Below are 13,377 nucleotides of genomic sequence, written 5' to 3' on the forward strand. Positions count from 1 at the left end.
CCCCCCTACACCTCGCCGTATAGCCATCACAAAACCTCACCGATCGTGCAACGGAAGGTACCTTTATCGAAGGCATTATTTCGTTCGGCGCGTGACGTGGGTCAATGATCGCCATCGCGGAGATCACGTGTCGCTGGAACTTAACGCCTTGCCCCATGTCGCGTGTAGATCCAGTGCTGGCAATGCTTCGCGAGCGATGCCGCTTGCCCTCTGCACTGTGTCCCAAGCGCAACACACGTCGCTTGCGTGGTCATTTATCGCCTAGGCTTAATCAAGCCAATCCCTTATTGGACAACGCTTTTCGGCACATTCGGCGGATTCTTCCCGTATCTGAAATAGATTCTTGCGGATTCTGAAATAGGCGCGGGTCTCGCTCACTCATACACTGCCCCCTGTCAACAGAGCAGTGCCGATACTTGATCGGGTCCGCGAATGACAAACCGTCACCTCGACATGTTCTGTTTCGCCGCGTTCTGTTTACACGCGAATTCTGCGATTCGTGTCACGTTACTGGAGCTTAAACCATGAAAAAAACTCTTCTTGCCGCTGCCGTTGTCGGCGCGTTCTCCGCGAGCGCCCAAGCGCAAAGCAGCGTCACCCTGTATGGCTTGATCGACGCTGGCGTCGCTTACACCAGCAACTCGACGACCTCGACGGCTTCGGGTTCGAAGAACTTCCGCGCAACGAGCGGCCTGATCAACGGCAGCCGTTGGGGCCTGAAGGGCGCGGAAGATCTGGGTGGCGGTAACAAGGCCATCTTCGTGCTGGAAAACGGCTTCTCGATCAACAACGGCACCTCGGGCCAAAACGGCCGCATGTTCGGTCGTCAGGCTTTCGTTGGCCTGCAGAACGACAAGTTCGGCTCGGTGACGATCGGCCGTCAATACGACTCGCTGGTTGACTACCTGGCACCGCTGACCCTGAACGGTTCGTCGTTCGGCGGCACGATCGCAGCGCACCCGTACGATAACGACAACACGAACAACTCGTTCCGTGTGAACAACTCGGTCAAGTACTCGAGCGCCAACTACAACGGTCTGACCTTCGGCGGCCTGTATGGCTTCTCGAACAAGGCTGGCGATTTCGCCAACAACCGCGCCTTCAGCGCCGGCGTGAACTACGCGAACGGCCCGCTGACCGTGGCCGCTGCCTACCTGGAACGCCAAGGCAACACGGGCGCCAACAACACCAGCGGCGCAGTCGACACGTCGACTGGCGGCGACTCGGTGTTCAGCGCCTCGAAGCAACGCGTCTGGGGTATCGGTGGTAACTACGCCTTCGGCCCGGCAACCGTCGGCCTGGTGTACACCCACACGCAACTCCAAGGCCTGACCGGCCTGAACTTCAACAGCACCGCAGTTGCCTTCGGCAACGACGGCCTGAAGTTCGACAACTTCGAAGTCAACGGTCGCTACATGCTGACCCCGGCAGTCTCGCTGTCCGCCGCGTACACGTACACGATGGCCAAGCAAGATTCGACGGACAAGAAGCCGAAGTTCCACACCGTGACGCTGCAAGCCGACTACCGTCTGTCGAAGCGTACCGATGTGTACCTGACCGGTTCGTACCAGCACATCTCCGACAACGAAGGCACGGGCCTCCAAGCCGGTGTCGGCGCTGCCGGCGGTATGTCGTCGACCAGCTCGCAAACCGTTGTGGGCACGGGCATCCGTCACCGCTTCTAATCGACGCGGCGCGCACACCGGCGGCATGATGCCGGTGCGCCTGACATGAAAATGGGCAGCCTCGCGGCTGCCCATTTTTCATTGCGTCGATCGCGGTGCGATCAGAAGCCCAATCAGAACCGCGTTTCGCGCGCGGCGCGCAGGAAGTTGTCGAGCACCGGTGTGCAATCGAGATACTCCGGCCCACCCGCCCGGTGAAATTCCGGGTGCCATTGCAGCCCCATCACGAACGGCGCCTTGCGATAGCGAATGGCTTCCACCACCCCATCTTCCGAGCACACCGCCTCCACACTCAGGTCGCGCCCAAGCGTTCTCACCGACTGGTGATGGATCGAGTTGACGATCGGCACGTCGACCGGCCCCAGCATCTGCGCGAGCGATGACCCCTCGGGGAACGTCAGCGTGTGACGGTTGTGTTCGTAGGTATCGGTCACGTGCGGGATCGCGTCGGGCAGATCCGTAGCAATGTCCTGGTGCAGCGTGCCCCCAAATGCCACGTTGATGAGCTGGCAGCCTCGACACACACCGAGAATCGGCTTGCCCTGCTCCACGAACTCATGCAGCAATTCGAGTTCGTACATGTCGCGCATGCGATCGCCTTGCCATTCGTGGCGCGTCGCCACTTCCGAATAGCTGTGCGGCGAGACGTCCGCCCCGCCCTGCAACACCAGTCCGTCGAGATGCTTCGCGTAATCGTGCAGACGGATATGGCTCGGGTGCAGCAGCCCCTGCGTGTCGACCGTGGGAATCATGAACACCAGCACATCGCGCGACATCACCCAGTGCGCGATCGACTCTTCAAGGTACTGAAGCGTCTTGCTGCGCAGCCCCTTCGACCCCGGCTCCGGATGAAAGATGCGCGCTGAAATGCCGATCTTCAGGGTGCGCTGCGTGATGCGCTGCCCCGCGCGGTCGTACCACGCGCGAAATCGTGCCGACGTGATACGACGCAGCACCGACCACGGCGAATCGCCCGCCTGCAGGTACGACGGCTGGGTGCCCATCGAGGCAGGGCTGCCAGGACGCGCGGCACCTGGGCCGAATGTCGGCTGATGCGGCGGCTCGTCGCTGCCGGCACGGCCGGTCGCAGTCTCACTGCCCGTGCCACCGACGCCGCTGGGCACGCTGGTCGCTTCGCTCGGCTTTGGCGCCGGCGTGCCAATCGGATTACGGTCGGCCGCCACTTCGGCTGCCGACGCCTGAACTGAGGGGCTCGTCGCCGAGGCAGGAGCCCCTGGCGGCGCCTCGGGCGCGGGCGCCGGACGCGTGAGCGTGTCGGGGTTCGCTGGCATGTTGCCCGAAGCCTCGGCCGTGCCCGCAACGGGTTTCGCCGTCGCATGAGACGTCGCCGTTGTCGGCGGCTCCACGTACTCGGACGCGCCCTGCGAGGCCGGCGTTGGCGACGTACCGGCGTCGGTGGACGGCGGCGTCTGCGGTGGCGTTGCGCTCTTGCTCGTATCGGACTCTGGCTTATTCGACGGCGGCGACGGCTGCGGCGATTTCGGATCTTGAGCGTCAGTCATGGTGGCGTTTGGATGGCGTCCGCGAAGGGGGAAAAATGGATGGACCACTGCGGCTGGCAAATTATCCCGCCGGCCTGATCCTGCCGCAACCGGGAAAGCCGATCGACCGCCAGATCCGGCACCCCGGCACCGGACAGGACTCGATGTACGATGAAACCACCCCGCCTCGGCGGGGTCGAACCACAATATCACGCATCGTGCGTATGAGCCCGCACGCTACGGGCGATGCAGCACGGCAGAGAGATAAGCGCGCGATGCGACAACTTAAAGAATCAATGAGCGACGTTTCCATCAATACAATGAAGACACCTGCCACATTCGGCGGCGATATTCGTTCAGGAGCCTGCAAGTGAAGCGTTTTCTGCGTCTGTGGCAAGTTGCGCGCCACGATTTCCGGGTTCTCTGGCACGCGGCTCGCGATCCGCGCCGCCCGCGCTGGTTGCTGCCCGCGCTGGCGCTGCTCGCCGTCTATTTAGTCAGTCCATTCGATCTGATTCCGGACTTTGTGCCCATCTTCGGCCTGCTCGACGATGTCGTGGTGATCGGGCTGGTCGCGCATTGGCTCATCAACCGTTTGCCCGAGGAGGTGCGCGAGGATGCGCGCGCCCACGGCGCCCACGGCTTCAGGCAGCGAGCCTGAGTCGGGACGTTGACGACGCCGTCGGCCATGAGCAACGGACCTTGGCCGAGTCTCCCCGAACGTTGGACCAGCGTCCGGCGTCCGGGAGCACATCGCATTGATGCCTGCTGGCGTTAGCGTCATTCGCCCCCACTCAGGGCATGAGCAACGTCGACCCGGTGGTTTTGCGCGCCTCGAGATCGCGATGGGCCTGGGCCACGTCGGCCAATGCGTAACGCTGATTGACCTCGATCTTGACCGCCCCCTTGGCGACGACATCGAACAGGTCGTTGGCCGTGGCTTCCAGGTCGGCCCGCTTGGCCGTGTAGCTGAAGAGCGTCGGTCGCGTGAAGAACAGCGAGCCGCGCGACACAAGGTCGGCCGTGTTGATCTGCGCGACGGGCCCCGACGCGCTCCCGAAGTTCACCATCATGCCCAGCGGCCGCAGGCAGTCGAGCGAGCCGATGAACGTGTCCTTGCCGATGGAATCGTAGACGACCGGCACACCTTCGCCACTCGTGATCTCCTTCACCCGTTCGACGAAATTCTCACGCGTATAGACGATCGGATGGTCACAGCCATGCTGGCGCGCGAGCGCCGCCTTCTCGTCGGAGCCGACCGTGCCGATCACCGTCGCGCCCAAGGCCTTGGCCCATTGGCACACGATGAGCCCCACGCCGCCAGCGGCCGCATGGATGAGGATCGTGTCGCCCGCCTTGACCGGGTAGGTGCGGCGCAACAGGTACTGCGCGGTCATGCCCTGCAGCATCATCGCGGCGGCCTGATCGTCGCTGATGCTGTCCGGTAGACGCACGAGCGAGGCCACCGGCATCACGCGGGCCTGCGAGTAGGCGCCACAAGGACGGCTGGCATAGGCGACACGGTCGCCCGCCTTGACGAGTGTCACGCCTTCGCCCACGGCCTCGACCACGCCGGCCGCTTCCATGCCCAGACCGGCCGGCAGCGGCTGCGGATACAGGCCGGTGCGGAAATACACGTCGATGTAGTTCAGCCCGACGGCGTTGTGGCGCACACGCGCCTCGCCCGGCCCAGGGTCGCCCACTTCGACGTCGACATACTTCATCACTTCCGGGCCGCCATTCTGTTCGATGCGAATTGCCTTGGTCATCCTCGCTCCTCTCACTCGTGTGAAGTGTGTTGTGAACTGTCGGTTCTCGGCGTCACGCCACCGGCTGCGCGGCCAGACGCACGATCAACTGCTCGAGCAGCATGCGCGCCGTGGCGCTGTTGGTCGCGCACGGCACATTGTGTACGTCGCACGCCCGCACGAGGGCGTTGATATCCGGTTCGTGCGGTTGCGGCGTCATCGGGTCGCGCAGGAACAGCACCATGTCGACACGCCCCTCCGCCAGTTGCGCGCCAATCTGGAGGTCGCCGCCGTGCGGACCGGAGAGCATGCGCTCGACGTCCAGGCCAAGCTCGGTGGCGATGCGTCCGCCCGTCGTGCCCGTTGCGACGAGCTTGCACTGGCGCAGCACGTCGACGTAGTCATGCGCCACCGCCAGAATGTCGTCTTTTTTCTTGTCGTGCGCGATGAGCGCAATCCGGACGCTGGGTACCGTCGATACAGTCATTGAAGCGATCTCAAAAAGGTTAAAACGTGCCCGGGTACGCGCCACCGTCAATCAGCACGTTCTGTCCGGTAATGTAGCCCGCCTGCGCGCTGCAGAGAAACGCGCAGGTCGCGCCGAACTCGTCGGGCTGCCCGAAACGGCGGGCCGGAATTGCGGCAGCCCGCTTGGTGCGGACTTCTTCGACCGTCTGTCCGCTCTTGGTCGCCGATGCCTGCAAGGTGGCCGCGAGGCGGTCGGTATCGAAAGCGCCCGGCAGCAGATTGTTGATGGTCACATTGTGCCCAACGGTCGTGCGCGCCAGTCCTGCGACAAACCCGGTCAGACCGGAGCGGGCGCCATTGGACAACCCGAGAATGTCGATGGGCGCCTTCACGGCCGACGACGTAATGTTCACGATGCGGCCGAAGCCGCGTGCCATCATGTCGTCCACGCACGCCTTGATCAGTTCGATGGGGGTGAGCATGTTCGCGTCGAGCGCGCGAATCCAGTCGTCGCGTTGCCAGTCGCGGAAGTCACCCGGCGGCGGGCCACCCGCGTTGGTCACGAGAATGTCGAGTTGTCCGCACGCCGCCAGCGCCTGCGCGCGCCCCTCTGGCGTGGTGATGTCGCAGGCCACGGCGGTCACGCTCACGCCCGTGGCCGCGCGAATCTCGTCGGCCGCCGCGTTGAGCGTCTGCGCCGTGCGCGCGACGATCACGACGTTCGCGCCCGCTTCGGCCAGGGCCCGCGCGCACGCGCGCCCCAGCCCCTTGCTCGCGCCGCAGACCAGCGCGGTGCGCCCCTTGATTCCCAGATCCATGTTCAGCCTTCAAGACAAGTGACACGTTGGACAACGGCGGTGACACCGCCGTCTTGCAGCGATTCTAAGGGAATCGTGCGCGCGCCGCTTTATGGGGGCAATCGCTTGGGCAATCGGCACGGGCCGACACCAAAACCCGGACCGACGGCGCCCGCATCGGCTAAAATCGCGGCCATGCGGGCCACACCGGCCCTGCCCCAGATTGCCAGCCATGAAACAAGATCTCCGCTTCCCGAATCTCTTTATCTGCGATCACCCGCTGATCCAGCACAAGCTCTCGCACATGCGCGACAAGGAAACGTCGACACGCACGTTTCGCGGCCTGCTGCGCGAGATCACCTTGCTCATGGGCTACGAGATCACGCGCGACCTGCCGCTCACGACCGAGCGCATCGACACGCCGATGGTCGCCATGGACGCGCCCGTCATCGCGGGCAAGAAACTCGCGATCGTGCCGGTGCTGCGCGCCGGCGTGGGCATGAGCGACGGCCTGCTCGATCTGGTGCCGTCGGCACGCGTCGGTCACATTGGCGTGTATCGCGACGAGCAGCATCGTCCGGTCGAATATCTCGTGCGCCTGCCGGATATCGCCGAGCGCCGCTTCATCCTGTGCGACCCCATGGTGGCGACCGGCTATTCGGCCGTGCACGCCGTGGACGTGCTGCGCAAGCGCGGCGTGGCTTCGGAAAACATCGCGTTTCTCGCCCTGGTGGCCGCGCCCGAAGGGGTGAAGGTGCTGCATGACGCGCATCCGGACGTGAAGCTGTATGTCGCGTCGCTCGACGAGCGTCTGGACGATCACGCCTACATCATTCCGGGTCTGGGCGACGCGGGCGACCGCCTGTTCGGCACCAAGAACTGACGCAGGCGGCTCTCACGCCCCGGCCCGCCGGTGCCGGGGCGACCCTCCCCGCCCTACCGCTCTCCCCGGCGTCCCCGGCCCGGGCGCCGCGTGGCCATCGCCACGCCAACGGCTGCCAGCCCCATCCCTCCCCACGCGAGCGGCGGCATGTGCTCCCCGACCATGAGCCACGCAGCAAGCGCCGCTGACGGCGGCACCAGGAAAAACAACGCCGAGACACGCGACGCTTCGCCACGCCGGATCATCGCCAGCAGCAACGAAATCGCGACGATCGAGTTGCCGATCACGAGGTAGACGAGCGCCGCGCCGAGCTGCCACGTCCATTCGATGTGCATCGGCTCCAGCCATGCGGCGAGCGGCAGCGTCGCCGCGAAGCCCACGGCGTATTGCACCAGATTGGACGTAACCGGGTGCTGGCCCACGCCGAAGCGCTTTTCGTAGAGCGTGCCGCACGTGATCGCGCCAAGCGCCACGAACGTCAGTACCAGCCCCAGCGCGGAAGTCGCCTCCACCGCCGAGCGCGCCACAATGACCAGCGCCGCCCCCGCCAGCCCCAGAACCAGTCCGACCCAGTTCAGCCCGCTCACGCGCTCGCCCACCAGGTGCGGCACGGCCAGCGCCACGAGAATCGGTTGCAGCGAGGTGATCAGCGCCACGCTGCCGGCCGACACGCCCAGGCGTAGCGCCAGATACGTCATGCTGAAGTACAGCGCCTGAATGAGCAGACCGATGACGACGAGATGGCCCCAGGCGGCCACGGTCTTCGGCAATGGCGGGCGCATGACGAGGGCCAGCGGCGCGAGCAGAACAAGCACCAGCCCGTAGCGAAGCGCGAGGAACGTGAGCGGGTCGGCATAGGTCAGGCCGATCTTGGCGACGGTAAAGCCGACCGACCAGAGAAACAAAAAAATCAGCGGCGCGGCGCGCAGCCACAACGGGTCGTGGGCGACACCGGTACGCACCGGTTCCAGCGAAGATTTCAGCGACATGAGGGGACGAGCGTTCGATGTAGGGGAGGCGGTGCCGGCGATACGTCAGTGGCAAGGCGTGCGCCACTCGCCACCGATCGTCGGACGGGGGTGTTGTCGCGGCGGCAGACAAGCCCGGTCATCGCCGCCTGCTGCCGCCGAGAATGCTGCCCAGCACGCCGCGCACGATTTCGCGGCCCAACTGGCTACCGATGGTGCGCGCCGTACTCTTGACCATCGCTTCGACGACCGTATCCTTGCGCCGCGAGCCGCCCGCACCGCCCAGCAAACCGCCGAGCGAGTCCCTGACCGCGTCGAGCAGGCCACCGCCGGCCGTTTCGCCGGTGGTCGGCGGCGCGTCCGGCGCCTGCGGCACCGCCCCTCCGCCTGAGGCGGGCGGCACGTCGCCCTGGCGCGTCCGGGTGCGCCCGACCAGCACTTCGTAAGCCGACTCGCGATCCGCCGTTTTTTCGTACACGCCAGCCACGAGCGACGCGGCGATGAGCGCTGCACGCTCCTGCGGGGTAATCGGTCCGATGCGCGAAGCCGGCGGCGCGATGTACGCGCGCTCCGTCACGGCGGGACGCCCCTTCTCGTCGAGCAACGACACCAGCGCTTCGCCCACGCCCAGCTCGCCGATCACCGTTTCGATATCGAGCGACGGATTGGCGCGCATTGTCTGCGCCGCCACCTTGACCGCCTTTTGATCGCGCGGCGAATACGCCCGCAGCGCATGCTGCACGCGATTGCCCAACTGACCGAGCACGGTGTCCGGTACGTCGACCGGATTCTGCGTCACGAAGTACACGCCAACGCCCTTCGAACGAATCAACCGCACCATCTGCTCGATCCGCTCGAGTAACGGCTTCGGCGCCTCGTTGAACAACAAATGTGCCTCGTCGAAGAAGAACACGATCTTGGGCTTGTCGGGATCGCCCACCTCCGGCAGACGCTCGAACAGCTCGGCGAGCAGCCACAGCAGGAAGGTGGCGTAGATGCGCGGCGCGGCCAGCAGTTTGTCCGCCGCGAGAATGTTGACGATGCCGCGCCCTTGCGCGTCGGTCTGCATGAAGTCGTCGATATCGAGCATCGGTTCGCCGAAGAACTTGTCGGCGCCTTGTTGCTCGAGCGTGAGCAGCCCGCGCTGGATCGCGCCGACCGACGCGGCCGAGATGTTGCCGTACTGCGTGGTGAAGGTCGAGGCGTTTTCGCCCACGTGCTGGAGCATCGCGCGCAGGTCCTTGCTGTCGAGTAGCAGAAGGCCGTTGTCGTCGGCAATCTTGAAGACGAGATTGAGCACGCCGGTCTGCGTCTCGTTCAAGCCCAGCAGCCGCGAGAGCAACAGCGGACCCAGATCGGAGACCGTTGCGCGCACCGGGTGGCCCTGCTCGCCGAACACATCCCAAAGTGTGGCGGGGCTGCCATGCCAGTCGGGCGTTTCGAAGCCGAACTGGGCCATGCGCTCCTTAAGCTTGGGCGTTTCGGCGCCGGGCTGCGCGATGCCCGTCAGATCGCCTTTCACGTCAGCGAGGAACACGGGCACGCCGATGTCGGAGAAGGCCTGTGCCATGACCTGGAGCGTGACGGTCTTGCCCGTGCCGGTGGCCCCGGTAATCAACCCGTGGCGATTGCCCATGGCGGGCAGCAGGCCAAGAACGTGCTGGTCGTTGCGTGCGATGAGAAGCCGTTCGCCGGGGTCGCCGGCAGGGCTCGCAGCCCCGGTGGAGGCGGGCGGGGATGCCGTTGAGGAAGCGGCAAGCGACGAGGCTTGCGGCGGCACGGGCTTCTGGGGCATGAGAGACCTCGGCGGTAGACGCAGCGTGGCTCGTGACACGGCGCAGCAAACACCCGTGGCACGGTGCGGCGGCATGATAAAATTGCCTCCGATTATAGCGGCACGATGCCGCTCGGACTGCCCTGGCCCCGAAACGACGGGGGGACCGATGGGTCGACACGACCCATGGGCGCCAACGAGGCGATTCGGCAATTCGCGCCCGCGACCCCAGTGGTGGCGGGCGCGCCTGTTTCAATGGTTGGCCGCGCCGCACTGCGCTGGCCGGCAGAGGCTACTTCGCCGCACAGCGCGGCACGACGGAGAAATTCATGGCGGGTCATTCCAAATGGGCCAACATCAAACACAAGAAAGCGGCGGCAGATGCCAAGCGCGGTAAAGTCTGGACACGCCTGATCAAGGAAATCACGGTGGCCGCACGCCTGGGCGGCGGCGACGTCGACAGCAACCCGCGCCTGCGCCTGGCCGTGGAAAAGGCTGCCGACGCGAACATGCCCAAGGACAACGTCAAGCGCGCGATCGATCGCGGCGTTGGCGGTCTTGACGGCGCCAACTACGAAGAAATCCGCTACGAAGGCTATGGCATCAACGGCGCCGCGGTGATCGTCGATACCATGACGGACAATCGCGTGCGCACCGTCGCCGAAGTGCGCCATGCCTTCTCCAAGTTTGGCGGCAACATGGGCACCGACGGCTCGGTGGCGTTCCTCTTCACCCACTGCGGCCAGTTCCTGTTCGCGCCGGAGACGCCGGAAGACAAGCTGATGGACGTGGCGCTCGACGCCGGTGCCGACGACGTGATCACCAACGACGACGGCAGCTTCGAAGTCATCTGCCCGGCGAACGACTTCCAGGCCGTGAAGGCCAAGCTTGAAGCGGCCGGTCTGAAGGCCGAAGTCGCGGAAGTCACGATGAAACCGCAAACCGAAGTGGTCTTCACTGGCGAAGACGCCGTGAAGATGCAAAAGCTGCTCGACGCGCTCGAAAACCTCGACGACGTGCAGGAAGTATTCACCAACGCCGTCATCGAGGAATAAGATGAAGATTCTGGTTGTCGGCTCGGGCGGCCGCGAACACGCGCTGGCGTGGAAGCTTGCCCAATCGCCTCGTATTCAGTTGGTTTATGTCGCCCCGGGTAACGGCGGCACGGCGCTCGACGAGCGCCTGCGCAATGTCCCGATCAGCGATCCGAACGTGCTCGCCGAGTTCGCCGCGCGCGAAGGCATCGCGCTGACCGTGGTCGGCCCCGAAACGCCGCTCGCCGCCGGTATCGTCAACATCTTCCGCGCGCGTGGCCTGAAGATTTTCGGCCCGACGAAGGAAGCGGCGCAGCTCGAATCGTCGAAGGACTTCGCCAAGGCGTTCATGAAGCGCCACGGCATTCCCACCGCCGATTACGAAACGTTCTCCGACGCGGCCAGCGCCCACGCCTACATCAACGCCAAGGGCGCGCCGATCGTCATCAAGGCAGATGGCCTCGCCGCAGGCAAGGGCGTGGTCGTGGCGATGTCGCTCGACGAAGCGCATCACGCCGTCGACATGATGCTCGCGGACAACAAGCTCGGCGACGCCGGTGCCCGCGTGGTGATCGAGGAGTTCCTGCAAGGCGAGGAAGCCAGCTTCATCGTGATGGTCGACGGCAAGAACGTGCTGCCGCTCGCCACGTCGCAGGATCACAAGCGCCTGCTCGATCACGATCAGGGACCCAATACCGGCGGCATGGGCGCGTATTCGCCCGCACCGATCGTCACGCCGCAGATCCATGCGCGCGTGATGCGCGAGATCATTCTGCCAACCGTGCGCGGCATGGAAACCGACGGCATCCGCTTCACGGGCTTCCTGTACGCCGGTCTGATGATCGACGCGCAAGGCAACGTCAAGACGCTCGAATTCAACTGCCGCATGGGCGACCCCGAAACGCAGCCGATCATGGCGCGCCTGAAGGGCGACTTTTCAGTCGTGGTCGAGCACGCGATTGCGGGCACGCTCGACAAGGTCGAACTCGACTGGGACCGCCGTTATGCGCTGGGCGTGGTGCTCGCCGCGCACGGCTATCCGGACACGCCGCGCAAGGGTGACCGAATCTCCGACGTGCCGGCCGAGACCGCCGAATGCGTCACGTTCCACGCGGGCACCCAGCTCGAGAACGACGTGCTGACGGTGACGGGCGGGCGGGTGCTGTGCGTGGTTGGCTTGTCCGACACCGTGCGCGGCGCGCAGAGCGTGGCCTACCAGACCGTCAATCAAATCAATTTCGACGGTATGCAGTATCGTCACGATATCGGCAACCGCGCACTGGCGCGCAAACCGGAGTAAGCCCGCCGAAGTCAGGCAACGGGCGTCAGGTCGGCCACGCTTGAAGGCAGACCTTGAAGCGCCAAATCGTTGTGCTACGGCCCGGAGACGTCATGTCGTCCGGGCCGTTGTCGTTTTGGCGGGCGTTTTAGCGGCCGTTCTGGCGGCACCACGACCGCGAATGCCGTCACGGCGTCGCGATTGACAAGCGCGGAGCAAGTTGGCACGCTGACACGGCGCGGGTGCGTCACCACCGCGCGTCCGGCCAGCCCCGGCGGAATGCATACAGTTTTCCCGACAGACCCTCGCTCGACGGAGACTTACATGTTCGATCTCGACAAGCTGGTCAACGATTATCTGATGCCGTTCGGCCTGAAGATTGTGATGGCCGTCGTCATCTGGATCGTCGGCGGTATCGTCATCAATGTGGTGGCGCGGCTCGTGCGCAGCGCCATGACTCGCCGGGCCATCGATCCCACCCTCGTTCGTTACACCGAATCGACGCTGCGCATCGCCTTGCGCATTGCGCTGATCATTTCCATCCTCAGTGTCTGCGGCATCGAGACGACTTCGTTCGCCGCGCTGCTCGCCGCCGCCGGCATCGCCATCGGGGCGGCCTGGTCCGGACTCCTGTCGAACTTCGCCTCCGGCATCTTCCTCATCGTGCTGCGCCCCTTCAAGACCGGCGACATGATCAGCGCAGGCGGCGTGACCGGGGTGGTCGACGAGATCGGCCTGTTCGTCACCACGCTCACGACGGCGGACAATCTGCGGGTGTACGTCGGCAACACGAAGGTCTTCGGCGACAACATCACGGTGTACGACGCCAACGCGTTTCGCCGCGTCGACTTGACGGCGCAGCTCGCCCACACGGTCGATGTGCAGGACGCGATAGCGCGCCTGAAGGCACGCATCGCGCAGATCCCGAACGTGATGAGCACGCCCGCGATCGATGTGGTGATTCTCGAATTCAATCCCGCCGGGCCGGTGCTCGCGGTGCGTCCGTACTGCCACAACCGCGATTACTGGCAGGTATATTTCGATACCAACCGGGCCATCGCCGAGGTGAGTGGCATGGCTCAATGGCCGGTGCCGGCGCCGCGTCAGATCCTCATGCCGCCGCCGGGCGACCCTGGCAAAGGCATGCCCATTGCGCCCGCGGGCGGCGCGCCAGCGGCCAGTCCTCTGCCCAACGCGCCAGCGCCGTGACCGCCAACGCTTGATGCAGGTCATTCGGGC

General features: G+C 65.0%; 13 protein-coding genes. 7 read left to right on the forward strand and 6 right to left on the reverse strand.

What is annotated here, in order from left to right:
- Positions 1–524: 524 nt before the first annotated feature.
- Positions 525–1,685, forward strand: a complete 1,161-nt coding sequence (locus tag OYT13_RS18875) for a porin (RefSeq protein WP_017233951.1) — start codon at positions 525–527, stop codon at positions 1,683–1,685.
- A 113-nt stretch (positions 1,686–1,798) separates the two neighbouring features.
- Here OYT13_RS18875 and OYT13_RS18880 read toward each other — a convergent pair whose 3' ends face one another.
- Positions 1,799–3,208, reverse strand: coding sequence for a gamma-glutamyl-gamma-aminobutyrate hydrolase family protein (locus OYT13_RS18880; protein ID WP_268566816.1), 1,410 nt, complete (start codon positions 3,206–3,208; stop codon positions 1,799–1,801).
- Between the two features lie 35 nt (positions 3,209–3,243).
- Between OYT13_RS18880 and OYT13_RS18885 the strand changes: the two genes are divergently transcribed.
- Both OYT13_RS18885 and OYT13_RS18890 read left to right on the forward strand, forming a co-directional pair.
- Positions 3,244–3,561 carry a hypothetical protein gene (locus OYT13_RS18885; protein ID WP_232424617.1) on the forward strand — a complete coding sequence of 106 codons (318 nt, stop codon included), beginning with the start codon at positions 3,244–3,246 and terminating at the stop codon, positions 3,559–3,561.
- Positions 3,558–3,848: a YkvA family protein gene (locus OYT13_RS18890; protein ID WP_017233953.1), complete on the forward strand. Its 291-nt coding sequence runs from the start codon at positions 3,558–3,560 to the stop codon at positions 3,846–3,848. The genes OYT13_RS18885 and OYT13_RS18890 overlap by 4 nt, the downstream gene beginning before the upstream one ends.
- A gap of 133 nt (positions 3,849–3,981) precedes the next feature.
- On the opposite strand, the gene OYT13_RS18895 is transcribed toward OYT13_RS18890, so the two are convergent.
- Genes OYT13_RS18895 through OYT13_RS18905 form a run of 3 tightly spaced genes read right to left on the reverse strand, consistent with a single transcriptional unit; the run spans position 3,982 to position 6,221 of the window.
- Positions 3,982–4,956: a quinone oxidoreductase family protein gene (locus tag OYT13_RS18895; RefSeq protein WP_150562687.1), complete on the reverse strand. Its 975-nt coding sequence runs from the start codon at positions 4,954–4,956 to the stop codon at positions 3,982–3,984.
- Between the two features lie 52 nt (positions 4,957–5,008).
- Positions 5,009–5,422, reverse strand: coding sequence for a methylglyoxal synthase (locus tag OYT13_RS18900; RefSeq protein WP_017233955.1), 414 nt, complete (start codon positions 5,420–5,422; stop codon positions 5,009–5,011).
- A gap of 19 nt (positions 5,423–5,441) precedes the next feature.
- The gene (locus tag OYT13_RS18905; RefSeq protein WP_017233956.1) at positions 5,442–6,221 is read right to left on the reverse strand and encodes an SDR family oxidoreductase; all 780 of its coding nucleotides are present in this window, start codon (positions 6,219–6,221) and stop codon (positions 5,442–5,444) included.
- Positions 6,222–6,432: 211 nt separating this feature from the next.
- Between OYT13_RS18905 and upp the strand changes: the two genes are divergently transcribed.
- Positions 6,433–7,083: a uracil phosphoribosyltransferase gene (upp, locus tag OYT13_RS18910; protein ID WP_017233957.1), complete on the forward strand. Its 651-nt coding sequence runs from the start codon at positions 6,433–6,435 to the stop codon at positions 7,081–7,083.
- 53 nt (positions 7,084–7,136) lie between these two features.
- Here the strand turns inward: upp and OYT13_RS18915 are convergent, their stop codons facing one another.
- Entirely contained in the window at positions 7,137–8,072 is a 936-nt protein-coding gene (locus OYT13_RS18915) for a DMT family transporter (RefSeq protein ID WP_261938081.1), read from the reverse strand.
- A gap of 118 nt (positions 8,073–8,190) precedes the next feature.
- Positions 8,191–9,687 (reverse strand): DUF853 domain-containing protein, encoded by a 1,497-nt coding sequence (locus tag OYT13_RS18920; RefSeq protein ID WP_261939841.1) that lies wholly within the window; start codon positions 9,685–9,687, stop codon positions 8,191–8,193.
- A 467-nt stretch (positions 9,688–10,154) separates the two neighbouring features.
- Here OYT13_RS18920 and OYT13_RS18925 point away from each other — a divergent pair, with 467 nt between their 5' ends.
- The 3 genes from OYT13_RS18925 to OYT13_RS18935 all read left to right on the forward strand — a co-directional run bounded on the left by OYT13_RS18925 (position 10,155) and on the right by OYT13_RS18935 (position 13,347).
- Positions 10,155–10,880 carry a YebC/PmpR family DNA-binding transcriptional regulator gene (locus tag OYT13_RS18925; RefSeq protein ID WP_017232872.1) on the forward strand — a complete coding sequence of 242 codons (726 nt, stop codon included), beginning with the start codon at positions 10,155–10,157 and terminating at the stop codon, positions 10,878–10,880.
- A gap of 1 nt (position 10,881) precedes the next feature.
- A complete protein-coding gene (purD, locus tag OYT13_RS18930) occupies positions 10,882–12,159 on the forward strand; it encodes a phosphoribosylamine--glycine ligase (RefSeq protein ID WP_017232871.1) in 1,278 nt (425 codons plus the stop codon).
- 303 nt (positions 12,160–12,462) lie between these two features.
- Positions 12,463–13,347, forward strand: coding sequence for a mechanosensitive ion channel family protein (locus OYT13_RS18935; RefSeq protein WP_268566817.1), 885 nt, complete (start codon positions 12,463–12,465; stop codon positions 13,345–13,347).
- Positions 13,348–13,377: the final 30 nt, after the last annotated feature.

Origin of the sequence: Pandoraea sp. XJJ-1 (genome assembly GCF_026802345.1) — a bacterium.
In the GTDB taxonomy this organism is placed as follows: Bacteria; Pseudomonadota; Gammaproteobacteria; order Burkholderiales; family Burkholderiaceae; genus Pandoraea; species Pandoraea cepalis.

Excerpts from the sequence above, each read along its gene's own strand:
- OYT13_RS18875 (WP_017233951.1), top strand. The coding sequence starts at position 525 with ATGAAAAAAACTCTTCTTGCCGCTGCCGTTGTCGGCGCGTTCTCCGCG.
- OYT13_RS18880 (WP_268566816.1), bottom strand. The coding sequence starts at position 3,208 with ATGACTGACGCTCAAGATCCGAAATCGCCGCAGCCGTCGCCGCCGTCG.
- OYT13_RS18885 (WP_232424617.1), top strand. The coding sequence starts at position 3,244 with ATGGATGGACCACTGCGGCTGGCAAATTATCCCGCCGGCCTGATCCTG.
- OYT13_RS18895 (WP_150562687.1), bottom strand. The coding sequence starts at position 4,956 with ATGACCAAGGCAATTCGCATCGAACAGAATGGCGGCCCGGAAGTGATG.
- OYT13_RS18900 (WP_017233955.1), bottom strand. The coding sequence starts at position 5,422 with ATGACTGTATCGACGGTACCCAGCGTCCGGATTGCGCTCATCGCGCAC.
- OYT13_RS18905 (WP_017233956.1), bottom strand. The coding sequence starts at position 6,221 with ATGGATCTGGGAATCAAGGGGCGCACCGCGCTGGTCTGCGGCGCGAGC.
- upp (WP_017233957.1), top strand. The coding sequence starts at position 6,433 with ATGAAACAAGATCTCCGCTTCCCGAATCTCTTTATCTGCGATCACCCG.
- OYT13_RS18915 (WP_261938081.1), bottom strand. The coding sequence starts at position 8,072 with ATGTCGCTGAAATCTTCGCTGGAACCGGTGCGTACCGGTGTCGCCCAC.
- OYT13_RS18920 (WP_261939841.1), bottom strand. The coding sequence starts at position 9,687 with ATGGGCAATCGCCACGGGTTGATTACCGGGGCCACCGGCACGGGCAAG.
- OYT13_RS18925 (WP_017232872.1), top strand. The coding sequence starts at position 10,155 with ATGGCGGGTCATTCCAAATGGGCCAACATCAAACACAAGAAAGCGGCG.
- purD (WP_017232871.1), top strand. The coding sequence starts at position 10,882 with ATGAAGATTCTGGTTGTCGGCTCGGGCGGCCGCGAACACGCGCTGGCG.
- OYT13_RS18935 (WP_268566817.1), top strand. The coding sequence starts at position 12,463 with ATGTTCGATCTCGACAAGCTGGTCAACGATTATCTGATGCCGTTCGGC.